21 protein-coding genes are annotated in these 22,755 nt (G+C 65.0%); 18 read left to right on the plus strand and 3 right to left on the minus strand.

Annotated features, from left to right (window positions below; genetic code table 11):
- Positions 1–14 precede the first annotated feature (14 nt).
- From RFN30_RS20770 to RFN30_RS20780, 3 genes are all read right to left on the minus strand, one after another.
- Positions 15–497, minus strand: coding sequence for a MarR family winged helix-turn-helix transcriptional regulator (locus RFN30_RS20770; protein WP_320263946.1), 483 nt, complete (start codon positions 495–497; stop codon positions 15–17).
- Complete coding sequence (locus RFN30_RS20775; protein WP_320263947.1) at positions 497–2,068, minus strand: phytoene desaturase family protein; 1,572 nt, start codon at positions 2,066–2,068, stop codon at positions 497–499. Before RFN30_RS20775 ends, RFN30_RS20770 begins: the two co-directional genes overlap by 1 nt.
- Before the next feature lie 313 nt (positions 2,069–2,381).
- Positions 2,382–3,173, minus strand: coding sequence for a cyclase family protein (locus tag RFN30_RS20780; RefSeq protein WP_127857796.1), 792 nt, complete (start codon positions 3,171–3,173; stop codon positions 2,382–2,384).
- 118 nt (positions 3,174–3,291) lie between these two features.
- On the opposite strand from RFN30_RS20780, the gene RFN30_RS20785 reads away from it, so the two are divergent.
- The 18 genes from RFN30_RS20785 to RFN30_RS20870 all read left to right on the plus strand — a co-directional run bounded on the left by RFN30_RS20785 (position 3,292) and on the right by RFN30_RS20870 (position 22,609).
- Positions 3,292–4,866: a phytoene desaturase family protein gene (locus RFN30_RS20785; RefSeq protein WP_320263948.1), complete on the plus strand. Its 1,575-nt coding sequence runs from the start codon at positions 3,292–3,294 to the stop codon at positions 4,864–4,866.
- 111 nt (positions 4,867–4,977) lie between these two features.
- The gene (locus RFN30_RS20790; RefSeq protein ID WP_320263949.1) at positions 4,978–6,504 is read left to right on the plus strand and encodes an ABC transporter substrate-binding protein; all 1,527 of its coding nucleotides are present in this window, start codon (positions 4,978–4,980) and stop codon (positions 6,502–6,504) included.
- 197 nt (positions 6,505–6,701) lie between these two features.
- Positions 6,702–7,709 carry an ABC transporter permease gene (locus tag RFN30_RS20795; RefSeq protein ID WP_320263950.1) on the plus strand — a complete coding sequence of 336 codons (1,008 nt, stop codon included), beginning with the start codon at positions 6,702–6,704 and terminating at the stop codon, positions 7,707–7,709.
- Entirely contained in the window at positions 7,702–8,550 is an 849-nt protein-coding gene (locus RFN30_RS20800) for an ABC transporter permease (RefSeq protein ID WP_320263951.1), read from the plus strand. The genes RFN30_RS20795 and RFN30_RS20800 overlap by 8 nt, the downstream gene beginning before the upstream one ends.
- 8 nt (positions 8,551–8,558) lie before the next feature.
- Positions 8,559–9,437, plus strand: coding sequence for an ABC transporter ATP-binding protein (locus RFN30_RS20805; protein WP_430699071.1), 879 nt, complete (start codon positions 8,559–8,561; stop codon positions 9,435–9,437).
- The gene (locus tag RFN30_RS20810) at positions 9,430–10,260 is read left to right on the plus strand and encodes an ATP-binding cassette domain-containing protein (RefSeq protein ID WP_320263953.1); all 831 of its coding nucleotides are present in this window, start codon (positions 9,430–9,432) and stop codon (positions 10,258–10,260) included. Before RFN30_RS20805 ends, RFN30_RS20810 begins: the two co-directional genes overlap by 8 nt.
- Before the next feature lie 82 nt (positions 10,261–10,342).
- A complete protein-coding gene (locus RFN30_RS20815) occupies positions 10,343–10,942 on the plus strand; it encodes a VOC family protein (RefSeq protein WP_320263954.1) in 600 nt (199 codons plus the stop codon).
- Between the two features lie 133 nt (positions 10,943–11,075).
- Positions 11,076–13,370 (plus strand): bifunctional salicylyl-CoA 5-hydroxylase/oxidoreductase, encoded by a 2,295-nt coding sequence (locus RFN30_RS20820; RefSeq protein ID WP_320263955.1) that lies wholly within the window; start codon positions 11,076–11,078, stop codon positions 13,368–13,370.
- On the plus strand, positions 13,367–14,140 hold the full coding sequence (locus RFN30_RS20825) for an SDR family NAD(P)-dependent oxidoreductase (protein WP_320263956.1): 774 nt from the start codon (positions 13,367–13,369) through the stop codon (positions 14,138–14,140). Before RFN30_RS20820 ends, RFN30_RS20825 begins: the two co-directional genes overlap by 4 nt.
- A complete protein-coding gene (locus RFN30_RS20830) occupies positions 14,134–14,598 on the plus strand; it encodes a MarR family winged helix-turn-helix transcriptional regulator (protein ID WP_126086096.1) in 465 nt (154 codons plus the stop codon). Before RFN30_RS20825 ends, RFN30_RS20830 begins: the two co-directional genes overlap by 7 nt.
- Positions 14,595–15,407 carry an enoyl-CoA hydratase family protein gene (locus tag RFN30_RS20835; protein ID WP_320263957.1) on the plus strand — a complete coding sequence of 271 codons (813 nt, stop codon included), beginning with the start codon at positions 14,595–14,597 and terminating at the stop codon, positions 15,405–15,407. The genes RFN30_RS20830 and RFN30_RS20835 overlap by 4 nt, the downstream gene beginning before the upstream one ends.
- A gap of 209 nt (positions 15,408–15,616) precedes the next feature.
- The gene (locus RFN30_RS20840; protein WP_320263958.1) at positions 15,617–16,765 is read left to right on the plus strand and encodes an acyl-CoA dehydrogenase family protein; all 1,149 of its coding nucleotides are present in this window, start codon (positions 15,617–15,619) and stop codon (positions 16,763–16,765) included.
- A gap of 29 nt (positions 16,766–16,794) precedes the next feature.
- Positions 16,795–17,190: a RidA family protein gene (locus tag RFN30_RS20845; RefSeq protein ID WP_320263974.1), complete on the plus strand. Its 396-nt coding sequence runs from the start codon at positions 16,795–16,797 to the stop codon at positions 17,188–17,190.
- 424 nt (positions 17,191–17,614) lie between these two features.
- Positions 17,615–18,343, plus strand: a complete 729-nt coding sequence (locus RFN30_RS20850; RefSeq protein WP_320263959.1) for a GntR family transcriptional regulator — start codon at positions 17,615–17,617, stop codon at positions 18,341–18,343.
- 155 nt (positions 18,344–18,498) lie between these two features.
- Positions 18,499–19,638 (plus strand): aminotransferase class V-fold PLP-dependent enzyme, encoded by a 1,140-nt coding sequence (locus tag RFN30_RS20855; protein WP_320263960.1) that lies wholly within the window; start codon positions 18,499–18,501, stop codon positions 19,636–19,638.
- Positions 19,639–19,722: 84 nt separating this feature from the next.
- Positions 19,723–20,508, plus strand: coding sequence for a substrate-binding periplasmic protein (locus tag RFN30_RS20860; RefSeq protein ID WP_320263961.1), 786 nt, complete (start codon positions 19,723–19,725; stop codon positions 20,506–20,508).
- A 109-nt stretch (positions 20,509–20,617) separates the two neighbouring features.
- Complete coding sequence (locus RFN30_RS20865) at positions 20,618–21,292, plus strand: amino acid ABC transporter permease (RefSeq protein ID WP_320263962.1); 675 nt, start codon at positions 20,618–20,620, stop codon at positions 21,290–21,292.
- A gap of 36 nt (positions 21,293–21,328) precedes the next feature.
- Positions 21,329–22,609, plus strand: a complete 1,281-nt coding sequence (locus tag RFN30_RS20870) for a cysteine desulfurase-like protein (protein WP_320263963.1) — start codon at positions 21,329–21,331, stop codon at positions 22,607–22,609.
- Positions 22,610–22,755 lie beyond the last annotated feature (146 nt).

Genomic DNA, 22,755 nt, shown 5'->3' on the forward strand with positions numbered 1-22,755 from the left:
GGGCGTACGTCAACTCAAATGTCGTGCTTGCGGATGTTCTTAAGCATCTTATGCAGGATAGCGATCAGCGCGGCATATTCGGCATCGTCGACACCGTCGAACATCGCCTCGAAGGCGTCGTGCATGGCCGGCCAGGCGCGGGTGAACAGAGCGCGGCCGTCATCGGTCAGGAACACGTGGCGGAAGCGGCTGTCGGTGACGCCCTGCTCGCGCCGCACCAGGCCCTGGCCTTCCAGCGTGTCGAGCGTACGGCTCAAGGTCGACTGCTCGATCACAGTATAGACCGAGAGGTCGTTGACGGTGACGCCGTCGGTGACCGAGAGCACGGCCAGCGTGCGCACCTGCGGGATGGTCAGGCCCTGCTTGCGGAAGTCGTCGCGCAGCGTGGCGTTGTAGCGGCCCATGATGCGGTTCATCAGATAGGGCGCGAACTGCTGCAGACCGATCTGGCCGAGGGTCGAGATGCGCTGACGCTTTTCCGGAAGCTTCTGTTCCATCAAAGCCTCCCCGCCAAGAGGAAGCCAGAGCCGCCGCCCAGGCCCGCGCCCGGATGGGTCGAGGCACCGATGTGGTAGAGGCTCTTGATGCCGGTCTCGTGGTTGCGGCTCGCCTTGAACGGGCGCCACAGGAAGGACTGGTCGATGGTCGACGAGCCGCCATAGGGATCGCCGCCGACTAGGTTGATGTTCATCGCTTCGAGGTCCGCCGGTGAATAGGCGCGGCGCACGATTATGGTTTCGCGAAAACCGTCGATGTGGCGGGCGAGGATTGTCTCGACCCGGTCGGCAAAGGCTTCGCGCAACGCGTCGCTCCATCGTCCGTCGGCCGGTGTTTCCAAATGGCCCGCCGCATCGCCGTTGATAACGCGCGGCGCCTCGGGCAGTTGCAGCCACAAGATCGCCTTGCCTTCCGGGCAGCGCGACGGATCGAGCGCGTGCGGCTGGCCGACGCAGATGGTCGGCACTTCCGGCAGCAGGCCGCGCACCGCCTCGTTGCAGGCTTTGGACACGCCGTCGAGCCCAGGCGTCAGATGCAGCAACGCAACCTTGTCCAGGCCATCGCCGGGCCAGGCCGGCGGCCTGTCGAGCGCATAGTGGATCTGGAAGTTGCCCTTGCCGTAGCGATATTTCAGCGTCGCTTCAGCGGCGGCCGCCGGCGCATCCCTACCGAGCAGGCGGCTGTAGAGCTGCGTCGGCGTGACCGAACAGATGACGCTCTTCGCGGCGTTTAGCATCTCGCCGGAGGCGAGCCGCACGCCGGTGGCGCGGCCGCCGCTCTGGACGATCGAGGCGACATCGGCGTTGACGCGGATTTCGCCGCCGCGCTCCTTGACCAGCGCCTCGAACGCGGCAAGCAGGTTCTTGGCGCCGCCCTTGACGATCGGCGCGCCTGCCGCCTCCAGCGCGAAGGCAATGACCTTGGCGATCTGGCCGGAGAAGGCGTCTTCCGGGCCAAGTCCCGCGTGCAGCACCCAAGGCGCCCAAAGCGCGCGGACGGTGTCCGACTTGTAAGCGGTCTCCAGCCAGCCGCGCGCCGGCACCAGCGCCTCGCCCATGAAGGCCGCGAGGTTGCGCGGACCGCGCCGCCAGGCCTCGCCGGCGATGAGCTTCGTCGTCGGATAAGACCAGAGCGCGCCGCCGAGCAGGCCGAAGAGCAGCCCGGCATTGCGCTCGATGTCGCCGACATCGCCGCCATGACGGTCGCCGTCGCCGGAGGCAATTGCGTTAAGCGCCGCGATGTTGGCGGCGCGGTCGGTGGTGAGCACGGCATGGCTGCCGTCGGGCCGAAGTACGCCGGTGGGCGTCGCGGTATGGCAGAATTCCAGCCCGTGCCGCGCAAGGTCCTTGCCAAGCGCGGCAAAGGCCGGCGAGGTGATGAACAGCACGAAGGTCGTCGCCATCACGTCGTGCACGAAGCCGGGCGCCGTGATCTCCTCGGTACGCATGCAGCCGCCGATGCGGTCGTTGCGCTCGAGCACGAGCACCTTGGCGCCCTTGGCGCCAAGCATCGCCGCGCAAACCAGGGCGTTGATGCCGCTGCCGACGATGATGTGATCGGGGGCGGTCATCGGAGGGTGCTCGCAAGCGGCAGGAAGTGAACGCCAATCGCGCTAAGCCGCGTTCCGTCGCGCCCCCCTCTGTCCTGCCGGACATCTCCCCCACAAGGGGGGAGATCAGCTGTCGTCGCGACTTTCGCCAACTGTCCACGATGCAAGATTGAATGGGGTGCCCAAGCTGCCAATCTCCCCCCTTGTGGGGGAGATGTCCGGCAGGACAGAGGGGGGCGCCGTAGAGCGGCAGCCTCACAAGACTGTCTCCCCGGGATCCTCTTCACTCCGTTGCCCTCTAGCATGATCTTCTCCCGAAGACCGCCACCTCGCCCTATTTGCCCGGCACCAGCGCCAGCGCGCGGATCGGGCTGCCGGTGCCGTGCTCGATCTTCAGCGGCGCGGCGATCAGGATCGCGCCTTTCGGCGGCAGCTGGTCGAGGTTGCAGAGGCTGGCCAGCCCATATCGGTTGGCCTTGTGCATCAGCGTGTGGGCCGGGAATGGCGGCTCCATGCCGCCGGCCTTGCCGGCATCCGTGCCGATCGTCTCCGAGCCCCAGCCCTTGATGTCCTTGCTGATCAGGAACTGGATGGCTTCCGCCGTCGGTCCAGGCGTATGAGGGCCGGTCTCGTTGGCGTTGAGGAACTCGGCTTCCGAACCGTTGCGCTTGTACCAGTCGGTGCGCATCACCACCCATTCGCCGGGGTTGATGGCGCCGTGCTTGGCCTCCCAGGCCTTGATGTGATCGACGGTGAGCAGGAAGTCGTGGTCCGCGGCGGCTTCCTTCGAGCAGTCGATGACATTGACCGGGCCGACGAAATTCTGCGCCGGAATGGTGTCGGTGGCGCCATCCGGATAGTCCTTGCCGGTGATCCAATGCTGCGGCGCGTCGAAATGCGTGCCCGAATGCTCGCCGAGCTTCAGCCAGTTCCAGGCCCACCACGGACCGTTCTTGTCGTACTTTGAGATGGCGTGGATCTCGACCTTCGGCGTGTCGACGGCGAGCTCCGGCGGCAGCTTGATCAGCGGCGTGTTGGGCCCGAGCGGCGCCGACAGGTCGACCACCTTGATGGCGCCTGAAAGCAGCTGGCCTGCGACCTCGCCGAGGAGTTTTTGGGTGTCCATTGTCTTCGTTCCCTCTTGTTCGTGCTCATCAAGGCTCGTTGCGGCCCTTAATATCCTACTAGACGAAAACATATGCATCTGCAATTATCTTTAAGCATAAAGCATTTTGGGGAGGGGCGTGAGCGAGTTCGACGCCATCTTTGTCGGGGCGGGCCACAACAGTCTGGCTTGCGCCGCGCATCTGTCGCTCAAAGGCTGGAAAACCGCGGTTTTCGAGCGCAGCCAAGCGATCGGCGGCGCCGTCCGGACAGGAGAATACACGCTTCCAGGCTTCCGGCACGATTTCGGCGCGATGAATCTGAGCCTGTTCGCCGGCTCGGCCTTCCACCGGAAATATGCAAATGAATTGAAAGGCCAGGGGCTGGAATTCGCGCCCGTGGCTGATTGTTTCGCCAGCGCCTTCCCGGACGGCAAATGGTTCGGCGTCAGTAACGATCTCGAAAAGACCGCGTCGCGGCTCGCCGCCTTCTCCGCCGCCGATGCCGCCACATGGCGCCGGCTGGTCGGCGCCTTTCCAGGCGAGGCAGAGCATCTGTTCCGACTGCTCGGATCGCCGATGAGCGCACGGGCGCTGGCCGGCACGGCCTGGAATCTATGGCGTAAGAAGGGCATTACCGGCGCGCTGGACACGGGGCGGCTGCTGCTGTCGTCACCGCGCGCGTGGCTGGAGGACAATTTCGAGACGCCGCATGTCAGGACAACGCTCGCCGTCTGGGGCATGCATCTCGACTTCGCGCCCGACATCGCCGGCGGCGCCATCTTTCCCTATCTGGAATCGATGGCCAACCAGAGTTTCGGCATGGTGCTGGGCAAAGGCGGCGCCGACACCATCATCCGCGCGCTTGTCGGCATGGTCAAAGCGGCCGGCGGCAAGATCATGACCGGCGCGGAAGTGGCGGAGATCACGATTGCCGGCGGCCGGGCGACCGGCGTGCGGCTGGCCTCCGGCGATTTCCATATCGCCAGCAAGGCCGTCATTGCCGGCGTCGCGCCGGGAGCGCTTCCCGGAAAACTTCTACCCAATGGCTCCGGTGACGCCGCCTTCGACACGGCAATGAAAAAGTTCCGCCATGCGCCGGGCACGATGATGATCCATCTGGCGCTCGACGATCTTCCGGACTGGAGCGCCGGCGCGGAGCTTCGCCGGTTCGCCTATGTGCATCTGGCGCCCTCGCTCGACGCCATGTCGCGCACCTATCAGCAGGCAATTGCCGGCATGCTGCCCGACCAGCCCGTTCTGGTCGTCGGCCAGCCGACGGCGGTCGATCCCTCACGCGCGCCGGAAGGCAAGCATGTGCTCTGGGTGCAGGTGCGCATGCTGCCGGCGGAGATCCTTGGCGATGTCGCGGGCAAGATCGCGCCCGGTCACTGGGACGGTATCAAGGACGCCTATGCCGAGCGCGTGCTCGACATCATCGAAAGCTACGCGCCGGGGTTGAGGCAGAGGATACTTGGCCGCGCGATCTTCTCGCCGTTCGATCTCGAGCGCGAGAATCCGAACCTTGTCGGCGGCGACCAGATTTGCGGCAGCCATCATCTGGCGCAGAATTTTCTCTTTCGCCCGGCGCGCTCCTTCGCGCGCTGGAACACGCCGGTCGCCAACCTCTACCTCACCGGCGCCGCGACATGGCCGGGCGCCGGCACCGGTGCGGGCTCCGGCTACATGCTCGCCCAACAGCTCGGAGGAAACTAGCAGCCGGAATTCCAGGATGGACAAGGCGCGGTTGCCCACCAAACCTACCGTATGAAAAACGCCGCGCGGACAATGACGCCCAAGAATGGGCAACCAACAAGGGGAACGACCATGACCATCAACAGACGCGATTTGCTCGGATATGGCGCAGCCGCGCTTGGCGCGGCCACGCTCGGCCTGCCGAGGGCGGCGAAGGCCGCGGGCGAACTCACCATCGCCTACAACGTCAACCTGCCGTCCTGGGACCCGACGACCGGGCCTTCGGCGGTGAACCCGACCATCCAGGGCCTTTACCAGTCGGTGTTCGACCAGTTCATCCCGCAGAAGCCGGATCTCTCCTTCACGCCCGGCCTGCTCACCGAATGGGGCTGGAACGACGACCGCACCAAGGTGACGATGACGGTGCGCGACGGCGTGAAATGGCATGACGGCTCGCCTTTCACCGCCGAGGACGTGGTCTGGTCGCTGCAGCGGGCCGGCGACGAGAAGACCGGCAACCCGATCCAGTTCGTCTGGAAGAACGTCAACAACTTCAAGATCGACGGCAACAAGATCACCGGCGATGTGGTGCAGTTCGACCCGGTCTATTTCAAATGGATGTCGTTCCTGACCGGCTACATCATGCCTAAGGCCTATTACGAGAAGGTGGGCGCGGAAGGTTTCGAGAAGTCGCCGATCGGCACCGGCCCCTATATGGTCGACAAGTTCGAGCGCAACGCGTTCCTGCGGCTCAAGGCCAACCCCCACTACTGGGGCAACAAGCCGGCCTTCGAGAACGTGACGATCAAATTCGTCACCGACGCGGCAAGCCGGGTCGCCGAGATCGAGTCCGGGTCCTCGCAGGTGACGCTCGAAATCCCTTACGAGGAATATGACCGGCTGATCGCCAAGGACGGTCTCGCCGGCTCGATCAAGAACGTCTCCGATATCGGCATGATCTTCTTCAACGACATCGAGGCGATGCTGGACAAGAATGTGCGCCAGGCGGCCGTGATGGCAGTGGACAAGGAGCTCTTGGTCAAGCGGCTGCTGCGCGGCTACGGCCAGCCGATCGCGACGCTGGAGACGCCGGAATACACAGCCTTCGATCCGTCGATCAAGGTCGAGCACAATCCGGAAAAGGCCAAGGAGCTGCTCGCCGCTTCCGGCTATTCGCCCAAGAAGCCGGTCAAGTTCACCATCCAGACGACCAAGGGCTTCAAGCCCAAGGATTACGAGATGATCCAGGCGATCGTCGGCATGTGGCGCAAGGTCGGCATCGAGGCCAATATCGAGGTCTACGAGATCGCCAAGCATTACGAGCTGCGCGCCGCCGACAAGCTGGCGCCGGCCGCCTTCTACAATTGGGGCAACGCGATCGGCGATCCGACCACCTCGACCGGCTTTGCCATGTATGGCCCAAGCCCGCATTCGGTGTGGGACAGCAAGGACCTTGTCGACATGATCAACCCGCTGTGGGGCGAGAAGGACGAGGCCAAGCGCATCGCCGGCTGGAAGGCGGTCGACAAATACATCGCCGAGCAGGCCTATGTGCTGCCGCTGATGCAATATGCGCAGCCGATCGTGCACTCGAAGAAGGTCAATGTCGTGCAGCATGTGTCTGGCGCGCTGCTGCCGGCGCTGATGACCCCGGCCTGATAGATATGAGGAGGCACGGGCGTGCCTCCTGCAACGGCGCAGGCCCCCTCATACGGCCCTTCGGGCCACCTTCTTCCTGCTGGGGAGAAGAGACTGGCTCAGCTGTCTGCGACCTCTTCTCCCCTCGGGGAGAAGGTGGCCGCGAAGCGGCCGGATGAGGGGGCGGTTCGTCAGAAACGCATTAGGCTCAAGCCAGCATGCTGCTGCAGAGATTCCTCGTTCGTCTGGTGACGATGCTGGTCACGCTGTTCGGCGTCGCCATTGTCGTCTTCGTCGTCATCCGCGTCGCGCCCGGCGACCCGATCGCCATGATGCTGCCGCCCGGCGCCAGCGACGACGACATCGCGCGGCTGCGCGCGCTCTATGGGCTCGACAAGACACTCGTGCAGCAGTTCTTCATCTGGCTCGGCGGCGTGCTGCATGGGGATTTCGGCACGTCGATCTCGTTGCGCCAGGATGTGCTCGGCCTGGTCTTCAACCGGCTGCCTGCGACCTTGGAGCTGGCGACAGTAGCGCTGCTGATGGCAATCGCGATCGGCGTCACCGCCGCGATCCTCGGCGCGCGCTCACGCGGCACGGCGGTCGAGGCCGGCATCGACATCGCTAGCGGCGCGACGCTCTCCATCCCCGATTTTCTCTGGGGCCTGGTGCTGATCCTGTTGTTCGGCGTGCTTATCCCGGTGTTCGACATTTCCGGCCGGGTGTCGCCGCAGCTCGACCTGCCCTTTGTCACCCAGTTCTATCTCGTCGAGAGCTTGCTTCGGCTTCGCTTCGATCTCACCTGGGACCTGCTCAAGCACATGCTGATGCCGGCCGTGGCCTTGGCGCAGCCGCTGGCGGCGATCATCGCGCAGCTCCTGAAACAGTCGCTGAAGGAAGTGCTCGACCTCGACTATGTGGTGCTGGCGCGCGTGAAAGGTTTTTCCGAAACGCAGGTCATCCTGCGCGAGGCGCTGAAGAATGCGGCATTGCCGACGCTGACGCTGGTTGGCGTGCAGTTCACCTTCCTCATCGGCGGCACCGTGATCGTCGAGCGGCTGTTCTCCTATGAAGGGCTCGGCAACATGGCGATCGATGCCGTCATCAACCGCGACCTGCCGCTGATCCAGGGCATCGTGCTGGTCTTCGCGCTGCTCTTCGTGCTGATCAACCTTGCCGTCGACATGATGTATGCGCTGCTCAATCCGAGGCTGCGCCATGGATGAGGCGGGCACCTCAAGACGCAGGTTGAGCCCAAGGCTGTGGCTGGCCGGCGGCTGGCTACTCCTTGCGCTCGCCGCGGCCATCTTCGCGCCGCTGATCGCGCCGCAGGACCCGCTGGCGCAGGACCTGATGCTGGAGCGGCTTCCGCCCTTCTGGCTGGAGGGCGCCGAGCCCGGCTACTGGCTGGGTACCGACAGCCTCGGACGAGATCTCTTGTCGCGACTGATCTTCGGCGGCCGCATCGCCTTCATCGTCGCCTTTGCCGCAGCGTCCGCCGCCTGCCTGGTCGGCTCGGCGCTCGGGCTGATCGCCGGCTATTTCGGCGGCTGGGCCGACCGCGTCATCTCGCGCATCGTCGATATCTGGATGGCCTTCCCGCCGGTGCTGTTCGCGATCCTCTTGGTGGCCGTTCTGGGCACGGGCCTGAGCTCCGTCATCATCGCCATCGCCGTCATCGACTGGACGCGCTTCTGCCGGGTGATCCGCGCCGAGGCGATGAGCCAGGCGCGCATGGACTATGTCGAGAGCGCGCGCATCGCCGGCTACGGCCGGATCGGCATCATGCTGCGCGAGGTACTGCCCAATGTGCTGCCTTCGGTGGTGGCGCTGCTGTCGCTCGAAATGGGCATCGCCGTGATCGTCGAGGCGATCCTGTCCTTCGTCAATCTGTCGATCTCGACCGACGATCCGACCTGGGGCGGCATCATCGCCGAGGGACGGCTGTCGATCCATCAGGCCTGGTGGGTGCTGGTGTTTCCGCTGATCACTCTGATCCTCACAGTGCTTTCCTTCAGCCAGTTCGGCGAAGCGCTGAAGGCACGCTTCGATCCGGTGCTGCGATGAGCGCCAACATGGAACCATGCCTCGAAATCCGCTCTTTGAGCGCCGTGCTGCCCAACGGTCAGCGCGTGCTGCGCTCGGTCTCGCTCACCGTGCAGCCTGGCGAAGTGCGCGCGCTGGTCGGCGAGAGCGGCGCCGGAAAGACGATGATCGGCAAAGCGGTGCTGGGCGTGCTGCCGAAAAGCGTGCGCATCGTCGAAGGCGAGATGCTGATCGAGGGCGAGGATCTCGGCCGGCTCGATGCGAAGGCAAGCCGTGCCCTGATCGGCGCCCGCACGGCGCTGATCCCGCAAGATCCGCTGACCGCGCTCAACCCATCGCGCCGCATCGGCCCACAGATGACCGACCGGCTGGTGCGCATCCTCGGCTGGAGCGGCGAGCGGGCCGACAAGCGCATCCGCCAGCTGCTCGACGAGGTGCAGATCCGCGACCCCGAGCGCGTGCTGAGAAGCTATCCGCACGAGCTTTCGGGCGGCATGCGCCAGCGCGTGCTGATCGCGGCGGCCTTCGCCGCCGAGCCGAGGCTGATCGTCGCCGACGAGCCGACGACGGCGCTGGACGTGACCGTGCAGAAGCAGATTCTACACCTCATTGCAGAGCTGCAGCGCGACCACGGCACCGCGATCCTGTTCGTCACCCATGACCTCGGCGTCGTCGCCAAGATCAGTCAGAAGGTGTCGGTGCTCTATGCGGGCAAGGTGGTCGAGGAGGCCGATACCGCCGACCTCTTCGCTGCGCCCCAGCACCCCTATACGCGGGCGCTGATCGCGGCGACGCCGCGCTACACCGATCCGTATGCGTCGCTGAAACCGGTGGACGAGACCGTGCTCGCCGGGCTCAGCGCCGAGATCGCCGCCGCCGACAAGGCCTGGAGGCCCAGCCATGGCTGAGCCACTGTTTTCCGTGCGCGGGCTGAAGGTGGCGCTGCCCGACATGACGCGCAAGCCGCTGATCGGCCGGGCGCCGCTTGCCGAAATCCTAAAAGGGCTCGACTTCGACCTGCCGAAAGGATCGGTCACCGGCATCGTCGGCGAATCCGGCTCCGGCAAGTCGACGCTCGGCCGCGCGCTGGTCAGGCTGATCGAGCCGAGTGCCGGCGCCATCCACTTCGAGGGCCGCGACATCAGCCATCTTTCGGAAGCCGATCTCCGACCGCTGCGCCGCGACCTGCAAATGATCTTCCAGGATCCGATGTCCTCGCTCAATCCGCGGCATACGATCTTCAACATCATCGCCGCGCCCTTGAGGCAGAATGGGCTTGGCGACCGGCTCAAGGAGCGCGTCGCGGAGGCCCTGCAACGCGTCGGCCTGCCGCAGAATTTTGCCGGCCGCTACCGCCACGAACTGTCGGGCGGCCAGCGGCAGCGTGTCGGCATCGCACGCGCACTGGCGCTCTCACCCAAATTCGTGCTTGCCGACGAGATCGTCTCCGGCCTCGATGTCTCGACACAGGCGCAGATCCTGACGCTGCTCGAAAAGCTTGCGGCCGAGATGGGCCTGACGGTTGCCTTCATCAGCCACGATCTGTCGGTGATCCGGCGGCTCTGCCAGCAGGTCATTGTCATGCGCGAGGGCAGGATCGTCGAATCCAGCGCCACCGACGCGCTGTTCGACAATCCCAAGGAAGCCTACACGCGCGACCTGCTCGCCGCCATTCCGCTCCCCGAGATCGACGCGGATTGGCTGCGGCCGCCAGCGAAGGCACCGGCATGAGAGATGCTTAACCTGTCCGCACGCCGAACAGCGGGCCTCGGATGTGCGCAATCATCAAGTCAGCCCGCCAATGGAGGGTGACATGAACTACGCAACCCGCGGCGCGATGCTCGCCGCAATCCTGCTCGGGTCGACGGGAGCGGCCTCGGCGGATTCGATCCCCGGCATGCGCGGCCACGACCATACCGGCATCACCGTGCCCGACATGAAGCAGGCCGTCGACTTCTTCACCAATGTGGTCGGCTGCAAGAAGGCGATGTCCTTCGGTCCCTTCGCCGACGACAAGGGCACCTTCATGCAGGATCTGCTCGGCGTCGACCCGAAGGCGGTGATCGAGGAGATCACCCAGATCCGCTGCGGTTACGGATCGAATATCGAGCTGTTCAAATACACCGCGCCGGACCAGAAGGACGCAACGCCCAAGAACAGCGATATCGGCGGCTATCACATCGCCCTTTATGTCGACGACGTTGCCGCGGCGAAGACCTATCTTGACGCCAAGGGCGTGAAGACCAGGCTGGGACCGCTGCCGGTCAAGGAAGGGCCAGCCGCCGGCCAGACCATCCTCTATTTCCAGGCGCCGTGGGGATTGCAGCTCGAAGCGATCAGCTATCCCCAAGGCATGGCTTACGAGAAGGGCGCTGAGACGGTGCTGTGGAGCCCCAAGGATCCGGCCAAGTGAGGCGACCCGCGCCCGCTGGCAATTATTCAACCATGAAACTTTAAGCTTGAAATAATTGCCAGCGGGCGCGATACTGAAAACTGGGATCGCCGGCCACACCGGCGACTCCTATGCGAAGAGGAGATCGCAAGACATGAAGGTTGCGGTTCTCGGCGGCGGACCGGCCGGACTCTACTTTGCCATCTCGCTGAAGCTGCGCGACGCCGCGCATGAGGTGACGGTCTATGAGCGCAACCGCCCGGACGACACGTTCGGCTGGGGTGTTGTGCTGTCGGCCGAAACGCTGGAGAACCTGACCAGGAACGACCCGGTCAGCGCGGTCTGGATCAAGAAGCATTTCGCCTATTGGGACGACATCGCCGTCATCCATGACGGTGTGCGCACGGTCTCCACGGGACATGGCTTCTGCGGCATCGGCCGCAAGCGCCTCCTGATCCTTTTACAGCGCAGAGCACGCGAACTCGGCATCAAGATGACGTTCGAGACCGATATCTCCGACCCAAGGCCGTTCATGGAAACGCATGACCTGGTGGTCGCGGCGGACGGGCTGAACTCGAAATCCCGCGCCACTTTCGCCGATATCTTCAAGCCGGATATCGACACCCGCAAATGCAAGTTCGTCTGGCTCGGCACCCCGCAGAAATTCGACGACGCCTTCACCTTCATCTTCGAGAAGACGGAGCATGGCTGGGTGTGGGCGCATGCCTACCAGTTCGACAGCGAGACCGCGACCTTCATCGTCGAGTGCAGCGAGCAGACCTGGGCTGCGTTCGGCTTCGGCCAGATGACGCAGCAGGAATCGATCGCGGTCTGCGAGCGCATCTTCGCAAAGCATCTCGGCGGCCATCCGCTGATGACCAACGCCAACCACATCAGGGGTTCGGCCTGGATCAATTTCCCGCGCGTGCTGTGCGAGCGCTGGTCGCACAAGAACCTGGCGCTGATGGGCGACGCCGCGGCATCGGCGCATTTCTCGATCGGTTCCGGCACCAAGCTCGCGCTGGAAAGCGCCGTCGCGCTCGCCGACTATGTCGAGTCCGAGCCCGACCTCGAGGCTGCCTTCCGCAAATACGAGGATGCGCGGCGCACCGAGGTGCTGAAGCTGCAGTCGGCGGCGCGCAACTCGCTCGAATGGTTCGAGGAAGTCGAACGATATCTCGGCCTTGATCCAGTTCAATTCAACTATTCGCTGCTTACCCGCTCGCAGCGCATCAGCCACGAGAACCTGAGACTTCGCGACGCCGAATGGCTGGCGGGAGCGGAAGAGTGGTTCCAGCGCAAGGCCGGCGCCGGCGGCAACATGCTGCGGCGCGCGCCGATGTTCGCGCCGTTCCGCTTGCGCGACATGGCGCTCAACAACCGCATCGTCGTCTCGCCGATGGCGCAGTACAAGGCGGTCGACGGCTGCCCGACCGACTGGCATTTTTCGCACTATGCCGAGCGCGCCAAGGGCGGCGCTGGTTTGCTCTACATCGAGATGACCTGCGTCAGCCCGGAAGGGCGTATCACGCCCGGATGTACCGGCTTCTACAAGCCCGAACATGAGGCCGCCTGGAAACGTCTGGTCGACTTCGTCCATGCCGAGACCGAAGCGAAAATCTGCGCCCAGATCGGCCATTCCGGCGCCAAGGGCTCGACCCGGGTCGGCTGGGAAGGAACGGACGTGCCGCTCACCTCCGGCAACTGGCCGGTGATGGCGCCGTCCGCGGTGCCATGGTCACCCCGGAACCAGGTGCCAAAGGCGATGGATCGCGCCGACATGGATCTTGTGCGCGATCAGTTCGTCGCCTCGGCCGAAATGGCCGAGCGCTGCGGCTTCGACATGCTGGAGATCCATGCCGCGCATGGCTATCTGCTTTCCTCCTTCATCACGCCGCTGACCAACCGACGCACCGACGACTATGGCGGCTCGCTGGAAAACCGCATGCGCTACCCGCTGGAGATTTTCCACGCGGTGCGCACGGTGTGGCCGGCCGGGAAGCCGATCTCGATGCGCATTTCGGCCAATGACTGGGTCGGCATCGAAGGCGTCACGCCGGCCGACGCGGTCGAGATCGCCAGGCTGCTGCACGAGGCCGGCGTCGACCTTTGCGACGTGTCCGCCGGGCAGACTTCGATTGCCGCAAAACCGGTCTATGGCCGCATGTTCCAAACGCCGTTCTCCGACCGCATCCGCAACGAGGTCGGCATGGCGACGATGGCGGTCGGCAACATCTATGAGCCGGACCACGCCAACTCGATCCTGATGGCCGGGCGCGCCGACCTGGTGGCGCTGGCGAGGCCGCATCTTGCCGATCCCTACTGGACGCTGCATGCAGCGGTGACGCTCGGCGACCGCGGCGTCAAATGGCCTGATCCTTACCTGCCCGGCCGCGACCAGATCTACCGGCTGGCCGAGCGCGAAGCGGCGGCGGGGCTCAAGGTATGACCGCCGCTCAGGCAATCATTGGCAGGCACGCCCTGGTCACGGGCGGCGGCTCTGGCGTTGGGCGCTCGATCGCGCTGGCGCTGGCGGGCGCGGGCGTCAACGTCACCATCTGCGGCCGGCGCGAGACGGCGCTCGCGGAAGTCGCTCGCGAAAACGACCGCATCGTTGGCATTGCCGCCGATGTCACCGACGAAGCGGAAATGGCCGCCCTGCATGAGAAAGCGGAAGCCGCGCGCGGACCGATCGACATCGTGGTCGCCAATGCCGGCATGGCCGGCAGCGCCCCGGCGCACAAGATTTCGCTGACCGACTGGCGACGCAGCCTCGACGTCAACCTCACCGGTGCCTTCCTGACAGTGAAGCCGGCGTTGGCAGGCATGCTGGCGCGAAAGTCGGGCCGCATCGTCTTCGTCGTCTCGACGGCCGGACTGAAGGGCTACGCCTATGTCGCGCCTTATGTTGCCGCCAAGCATGGCGTCGTCGGGCTGATGCGTTCGCTTGCCGCAGAGACCGCCAAATCCGGCGTCACCGTCAATGCGGTGTGCCCTGGCTTCGTGGAAACCGACATGCTGGAAGAGTCCGTCCGGCGCATAGTCGAAAAAACCGGCCGCAGCGCCGATGAGACGCGGGCGAGCCTTGCCGCGATCAATCCGCAGGGCCGCTTCATCCAACCTGAAGAGGTAGCCGCCGCGGTGCTGTGGCTCTGCAGCGACGCCGCGCGATCGATCACCGGGCAGGCCATCTCGGTCTCCGGAGGCGAGACATGGTAGCCGGACCGACGTCCACCGGGCCGGGCAAGGACAGGCTGCGCCTGTGGATACGCCTGCTGCGTGCTTCGCGCACCATCGAGGCAGAGCTGCGCGAGCGGCTGAAGAAGGAATTCGACACGACGCTGCCGCGCTTCGACGTGATGGCGGCGCTCTACCGGTCGCCGGAAGGCATGCTGATGAGCGATCTGTCGCGCTTCCTGCTGGTGTCGAACGGCAACGTGACGGGCATCGTCGACCGCCTGGTTTCGGAAGGCCTGGTGACGCGCGCGCGCCGCAACGGCGACCGCCGCACCTCGATGGTGCGGCTGACCGAGGAAGGTTCAAAATCTTTCGCCGCGATCGCCGCCGCGCATGAGAGCTGGGTCGGCGAGTTGCTCGGCACTGTCAGCGAGGACGAGGCGCGCCGGCTGACCGGCATGCTGAAATCGTTCCGCAGCAATTGGGAGGGACGCGAATGAGCGCCATGGCCAAGCTCAAGCCGAAACACTTCCTCTGGGAGGTCGAAGGCAAGGTTGCAAAGGTCCGGCTCGACCGGCCGGAGCGCAAGAACCCGCTGACCTTCGACAGCTATGCCGAGCTTCGCGACACGTTTCGCGACCTCGTCTATGCCGACGATGTCGACGCCATGGTGTTCCTGCCCAATGGCGGCAATTTCTGCTCGGGCGGCGATGTCCACGACATCATCGGGCCGCTGGTCAAGATGGACATGAAGGCGCTGCTCGCCTTCACGCGGATGACCGGCGACTTCGTCAAGGCGATGCTCAACTGCGGCAAGCCGATCATCTCCGCGGTCGATGGGGTGGCGGTCGGCGCCGGCGCCATCATCGCCATGGCCTCCGACATCCGCATCGCCACGCCCGAGGCAAAGACCGCCTTCCTGTTCACCCGCGTCGGGCTCGCCGGCTGCGACATGGGCGCCTGTGCGATCCTGCCGAGGATCATCGGCCAGGGCCGCGCCGCGGAACTGCTTTACACCGGCCGCACCATGAGCGCGGCCGAAGGCGAGCGCTGGGGATTTTATAACCGGCTGGTCGATGCGGCGGCGCTCGAGGCCGACGCGCTCGACATGGCGGCGCGCATCGTCTCCGGTCCGACCTTCGCGCATGGCATCACCAAGACGCAGCTCAACCAGGAATGGTCCATGAGCCTCGACCAGGCGATCGAAGCGGAAGCGCAGGCACAGGCGATCTGCATGCAGACCGGCGATTTCGAGCGGGCGTACAAGGCGTTCGTGGCGAAGGAAAAGCCGGTGTTCGAGGGGAATTGAGATGGTCGGTTTTCGCCCAGACACCCCCCTCTGGCCTGCCGGCCATCTCCCCCGCAAGGGGGGAGATCAGACTGCCGCTAAGCCTTCGCCAATCGCCAGCGCTGCAGAAAGAGTGCATGCGCCGAAGCTGCCAATCTCCCCCCTTGCGGGGGAGATGTCCGGCAGGACAGAGGGGGGTGTGAAGGAACGCGACGCAGGAGGCTTTCTCCATGCCTGACCGCACCTTCCTCAACTGGCCCTTCTTCGAAGATCGCCATCGCCAACTCGCCGAACAACTCGACGCCTGGTGCGCGAAAAACCTCCCCGTCGATCACCGTGACGTCGACGCCGCCTGCCGCGCGCTGGTGGCGAAGCTTGGCCGCGACGGCTGGCTGAAGCCGACGGCGCTCGACACGGACAATCCCGGACCGCTCGATGTGCGCACGCTCTGCATCACGCGCGAGACGCTGGCGCGCCATGACGGGCTCGCCGACTTCGCCTTCGCCATGCAGGGCCTTGGCACCGGCGCGATCTCGCTGTTCGGCACGCCGGACCAGCAGCGCTGGCTGGAAAAGACTAGGGCCGGCCAGGCGATTTCAGCTTTCGCTCTTTCCGAACCTCGCTCGGGATCGGACGTCGCCAACATGGAGATGACGGCTGCCCGCGACGGTGACTCCTACCTACTGTCCGGTCAGAAGACCTGGATTTCGAATGGCGGCATCGCCGACGTCTATGTTGTTTTTGCCCGCACCGGCGAGGCACCGGGCGCCAAGGGGATTTCCGCTTTCGTCGTGCCCGCCGACGCGAGGGGTCTCGACATCGCCGAACGGCTGGAAGTGATCGCCCCGCATCCGCTGGCGCGACTGTCGTTCGACAATGTGCGCGTCCCGGCCTCCGCCATGATCGGCAAGCCCGGCGACGGTTTCCGCATCGCCATGTCGGTGCTCGATGTCTTCCGCTCGACGGTGGGGGCAGCGGCCCTCGGCTTCGCGCGGCGCGCGCTGGACGAGAGCGTCAAACGCGCCGCCGAACGAAAACTGTTCGGCGCGCCGATGGCCGAGCTGCAGATGGTGCAGGGCCACATCGCCGACATGGCGCTGGATGTCGACGCCGCCGCCCTGCTCATCTATCGCGCAGCATGGGCCAAGGACATGGGCGCTGCCCGCGTCACCCGCGAGGCGGCTATGGCGAAGCTGTTCGCCACCGACAAGGCGCAGGAGGTGATCGACAAGGCGGTGCAACTGCATGGCGGCGACGGCGTGCGCAAGGGCCACATCGTCGAGAGCCTCTATCGCGAGATCCGGGCGCTGCGCATCTATGAGGGCGCCTCCGACGTGCAGAAGGTGGTGATCGCCAGGCAGGTCATGGGCGCGTCATGAGCCGGCAGAATGAACTCAAGGGGCTAGACATGCACACCATCCTGCAGCCGGAGGGCTGGGCGAAACCGGTCGGCTACGCCAATGGCGTTGCGGCGCGGGGGCGGCTGGTGTTCGTCGGCGGCCAGGTCGGCTGGAACGCCGCTTGCAAATTCGAGACCGACGACTTCGTCGGCCAGGTGCGCCAGACCCTCGCCAATATCGTCGCGGTGCTGGCCGAAGCGGGCGGCGAGCCGCAGCACATCACCTCGATGACCTGGTATTTCACCGACAAGGCCGAATATCTCGCCAATCTCAAGGGGATCGGCGAAGCCTACCGCGCCGTCATCGGCCGGCATTTTCCGGCGATGGCCGCCATGCAGGTGGTGGCGCTGGTCGAGGACCGCGCCAAGGTGGAGATCCAGGCGACGGCGGTCATTCCGGAGTGAGGTGACTGCTTAGCTTGGGTTGGGTCCTTCAATGACAGCTACGCCTGGACCTCAGTTTCTTAGTTGGACAATTTTCGACGCCTGCGCTGCCCCTCATCCGCCTGCCGGCACCTTCTCCCCGTATAGTGACGGGGAGAAGAGGGCTGGCCGCAACACTGGCGCCTGCTCTGCAACGCTTGCAACTGGCGAAATCGTGCGCGAAGGGGGTCCTTTCTCCCCGTCACTATACGGGGAGAAATGCCCGGCAGGGCAATGAGGGGCGGCGCCAGCGCTAAAGGCGGGGGTCGTGTACGCTCTCGTACGCGGGCTTACCAGCAGCCGCTTGGCTCCTGCCACAATTTGTGATCAGATGATCACGCTCGCTTCGGTGGGCCGTTTATGTGTCTCCGCACATAAACGTCGTCGGCATCCAAGGAAAGCAAAAGTGGCTCTGGGCTTCGAACCTGTATCGGGACGCATCACCGTCCAGGATGGCGTCTATCAGCAGCTTCGCCATGCCTTGATGGTCGGCAGTTTCGATCCAGGGCAGGTGCTGACCATCGCCTCGCTGGCCGAGGCGTTCGGCACCTCGAACATGCCGGTGCGCGAGGCCCTGCGCCGGCTGGCGGCGGAGAACGCGCTCGAAATCTCGCAGAATGGCTCGGCCTGCGTGCCGGTGGTGACGCGGGCGCGGCTCGACGACCTTTGCCGGGCCCGCCTCGCCGTCGAAGGGCTGGCTGCCGAGCTCGGCGGGCCGCGCCTGACCGCCGCCGAGATCGCCTCGCTGCAGAGGATTACCGACGACCAGCAGGCGATCGGCCGCGACGGCAGCATCTACGAGCTGATCGCCAAGAACCAGCAGTTTCACTTCACTATCTATCGCGCCTCCGGTTCCGACGTCCTGTTTCAGCTGATCGAGACGCTGTGGCTGCGCTTCGGCCCTTACATGCGCCTGTTGTCGAACCATGTCGCGCCGCTGATGCGCGCCGGCACCATGGAGCCCTCCGGCCGGCACGTCGCGATCATCGCGGCGCTGAAGGACAAGGATTTTGCCCGCGCCCGCGACGAAGTGGTGGCCGATATCACGGCGACGCAAGCGACTTTGCGCACGATCTGCCCGGATGTGCCGGAGCCCAGGCCGGTCGACTTCGCCGGGTTCGGCAAGGCGCCCTGACATAGGCGGCGGCCGGCGGGTTTCGGGACCATCTGTCGCAAGCTCTGGACCAAACGAACAACCGGATTTTGAGGCGCCGATCCGCATTTCTTCAGCCTCGGCGATTGATCCTTGCCTGCTTTTGTGATCACATGATCACAAGGGAGAGACAGCAAATGTCCGGATATTTTCTCTATCATTCGATCGGCACCTTCCCCGGCAAGGCCGAGCGGATGGCTGCGGCGCTGACGAATTTCTCCAACATCTGGTCGGCGGAGAACGACGGTCAGTGGCCCGCCGCGCTTGCCGCGCGGCAACGCTTCATCGATGCCTGGACCCGCCTGATCGAAGCGCCGCAAGGCACGCTCACCACCGCCGAGAATGTCACGGCAGCGCTCTACAGCCTGATCGGCGGCCTGCCGGCCGAGCGCCTGGCGGGAAAGCGGCTGCTGGTTGCCGGCGACTGTTTTCCGAGCCTGCATTTCCTGCTTGCAGGGCTGGCCGAACGTTTCGGCTTCACGCTCGACACGGTGCCGCTGCGGCCCGGCGAAAGCTGGGTGCGCGACGAGGATTTCATTGCCCGCTGGCAAGCGGATGTCGGTCTGGCGCTCATCACCTTCGTCACCTCGACGGCCTCGCACCGCTGCGACGTCGAGCGGCTTACCGCGCATGGCCGCGCCATGGGCAGCATTGTCGGTGTCGATGTCACGCAGGGGATCGGCGTTGCGCCGTTTTCGGTTGCCGCGACGCCGGTCGATTTCGTCGTCTCGACTTCGCTGAAATGGCTGTGCGGCTCCTCCGGCGCCGGCATATTGCAGGTCGCGCCGGAGCTTCTGGCGACGTGCCGGCCGGAACTGCGCGGCTGGTTCAGCCAGCCGAACCCGTTCTCCTGGGACCTCGACGCCTTCACCTATGCCGACGATGCGCGCCGCTTCGACCATGGCACGCCGGCGATTCTGGCAAGCGTCGCCTCGCTGCCGGGGCTGGAATGGGTGGAACAGACCGGCATCGAAACGATCCGTGCGCAGAATGCCGAGCTCGTCGAGCGCATCATCGGCGCTGCGGTGGACAATGGCTGGGAAGTTCGTTCGCCGCTCGATGCCCGCGAGCGCGGCGGCAGCGTCATGCTTGGCCTGCCGCAGGGTGCCAAGCCGGCGAAGATCGTCGCTTCGCTGCGCAGCGAGCGGCTTTATTGCGATACGCGCGGCACGACACTCAGGCTGTCGCCCGGCATGGTCACCACCGCAGCGGCAGTCGAAACACTGGTCGCGCGGCTGCAGGAGCATATCGGTTCGCGGCGCCGCCGCGCATCCTGATTTCAGGCACCGCCTCGCCTGCGGCGCCCGGGGGAGCTGGGCGCCGAAAGGGGCGGATGAGGAACCGAACCAGAGGGAAGCAAGATGTTGAAACGTCTAGGACTGATTGGAGTGGTCATCGCCGCGGGCGTCGCCTTCGCGGCACCGGCCTTTGCCGACAAGATCATGGTGGGCGCCTATCCGGCCAATCCGCCATGGGAATACAAGACCGATTCCGGCGGCTTCGAAGGTTTCGAGATCGACGTCGCCAACGACGTTGCCAAGCGCATCGGCGCGGAGGTCGAATTCCAGGATCTCGGCTTCCAGGCGCTGTTCGCGGCGACCGCTTCGGGCCGCATCGACTTTGCGGTGTCCTCGATTTCGGTCACCAAGGAGCGGCTGCAGAACCAGGGCTTCACGCAAGCCTATTACGACAGCGACGGCACCATCGTCGGCAAGGCGGATTCCGCCATCAAGTCGCTCGACGACCTCAAGGGCAAGACCATCGGTGTCATCGCCGGCTCGACCGGTGAGGCCTACATGAAGGAGAACGCCGCCAAGCTCGGCGTCGCCGAGACCAAGAGCTACAACGCCCAGCAGGATCTTTTGCTCGACGTGCAGAACGGCCGCATCGACGGCGGCGCCGGCGAACTCGCAGGCTTCCTGTTCGCCATCAAGCAGATGCCGGCGCTGAAGATCCTGGTGCGCATCCCGACCGGCGAGCGCTTCGCGATGATGACCAAGAAGGGCCATCCGCTGCTGGAAAAGGTCAACGACGCCATCACCGAGATGAAGAAGGACGGCACCATGGCCACGATCCACAAGAAGTGGTTCGGCGTCGATCCGGAGGCCGGCACCAGCACGGTGACGCCGGGCCCGATCCCGCAATAAGCCGGCTAATCACAACAATCGACGAGGGCGGCAGCACCGGCTGGCGCTCTCGTTTCGACCATTTGGGTTTTCGCCAAATGCGGCGGGCCTTGTCTCACGGGTGATGCCGATGGAACTGATCGACACCTTCTTCAACTGGGGCATCCTGGTCCGTTCGTTTCCGATCCTTATCCGCGGGCTCGGCAACACCATCCTGCTCGGCTGTGCCGCGATCGTCTTCGGCACCATGGCCGGACTGGCGATCTGCCTGGTGCGGCTCTACGCGCCGAAGCCGCTGCGGCGGCTGGCGACGCTCTACATCGACATGTTCCGCGCGCTGCCGATCCTGGTGGTGCTGATCCTGATCTATTACGCCCTGCCCTTCATCGGCATCCGCCTGTCGTCCTTCGTCTCGGCAGCGCTTGCGCTGTCGCTGGTGCTTGCGGCCTTCACCGCGGAAGTCTGCCGCGCCGGCATCGAGAACATCCCGAAAGGCCAGTTCGAAGCGGCCGCCGCGCTCGGCCTGCCCTTCTGGGTCGCCATGCTCAAGGTGGTCCTGCCGCAGGCGATCCGCGTCGTCATCCCGCCGCTCACCAGCAACTGCGTCTCGGTCTTCAAGGACACCGCGCTCGCTTCGGTCGTGGCGATGCCCGACCTTTTGAAGCAGGCCACCGACGCGCAGGCGCTGATGGCCAACCCGACGCCGCTGATCGGCGCCGCGATCATCTATCTCGCCTTCCTATGGCCGCTGGTGCGGCTGGTGGGCTACCTCGAAGAGCGCGGCAAGGCCCAGTCCGCACGCTAATCCCCCTCGAAACTGATGACTTGAAGGAGACTCTCCGTGAACCAGCACCATGTTTCGAAAGCGCCGGAGAGCGCCGCTTCGTTCCCGGTCGAGAAGATCCGCGCCATGTTCCCTGCGCTCCGGCAGGCCGGCGACTTCATCTTCATGGACAACGCCGCCGGCGCGCAGATCCCGCAAAGCGTGCTCGACGCCGTGACCAGCCATCTGGTCGGGCACAATGTGCAACGCGGCGGCCGCTATGGGCGCAGCGTGACCGTGGACCAATCGGTCGCCGAAGCCCGCGAAAGCGTGGCGCTTTTGATCAATGCCTACAGCCCGTCCGAGATCTGCTTCGGCATGAACGCCACCTCGTTCATCCGCCTGGTCAGCCTCGGCATCGGCCAGATGCTTTCGGAACGCGACGAGATCGTCGTGACCGACATGGATCACGACGCCAACATCGCCACCTGGCTGGCGCTGGAGCAGGCCGGCGCCAAGTTCAAATGGTGGCGCATGCGCGAGGACGGCAACCTCCATGTCGACGACCTCAAGCCGCTGATGTCGGACCGCACCCGGCTGGTCGCCTGCACGGTGACGGCGCATTCGATTGGCTCGATCGTCGATGTCGCTTCCGTGGCCAGGATCGCGCACGCGGCAGGTGCCGAAGTGTTCCTCGACTGCGTGCATTACGGGCCGCACGGGCTGATCGATGTGCAGGCCTGGGACTGCGACTATCTGGTCTGCTCCGGTTACAAGAATTTCTCGCCGCATATGGGTTTCCTCTGGGGCCGCTTCGAGACGCTGAAGCGGCTGCCGACCTTCCGCGAGGATTTCATCCCCGACGAGCCGCCCTTTAAGGTCGAGGCCGGCACCTTTATCTACGAAAACGTCTCCGGCATGGACGCCGCGGTGCGCTATCTGGAATCGGTCGGCCGCAATTTCCTGGCCCAGAACAACCGCTCGCGCCGCGACAACATCGTTGCCGGCATGAACGCCATCCGCGACTACGAATTGATGCTGGCGCGCGAGATGCAGAAGGTGCTGAAGGATTGCGGGGCGACCATCTACGGCGTCGCGGACGAGGCGCGCATCAATGAGCGCGTGCCGACCTTCTGCTTCAACATCGGCAAGCTCTCGCCGCAGAGGATCGTCGAGGAGATGGCCGCCATGCAGATCGGCATCCGCGACGGCCACATGTATGCGCCGCGGCTGATGAAGCGCCTCAACCTGTCGATGGACAGCGGCGCGATCCGCGCCTCGCTGGTGCATTACAACACGGTGGAGGAAGTGCACCGGTTTGGGGAAGCGCTGCGGGCGATTATCGCGAAGTTGTCGTGATCTGGGTCTGGCCTAAGAGCGCGCCAGAACAGCCATTCGGATACGCGTTTCGGAACGGCGGGTACGGGGCCGGAGAACGAACCCGCTGCGCGGGATGGGCGCATGGGGTGAGGTAGAGATCACGAGCCGGGGGTCGCGCTCGCATT

It is taken from the genome of Mesorhizobium dulcispinae (genome assembly GCF_033977345.1).
GTDB lineage: Bacteria > Pseudomonadota > Alphaproteobacteria > Rhizobiales > Rhizobiaceae > Mesorhizobium > Mesorhizobium dulcispinae.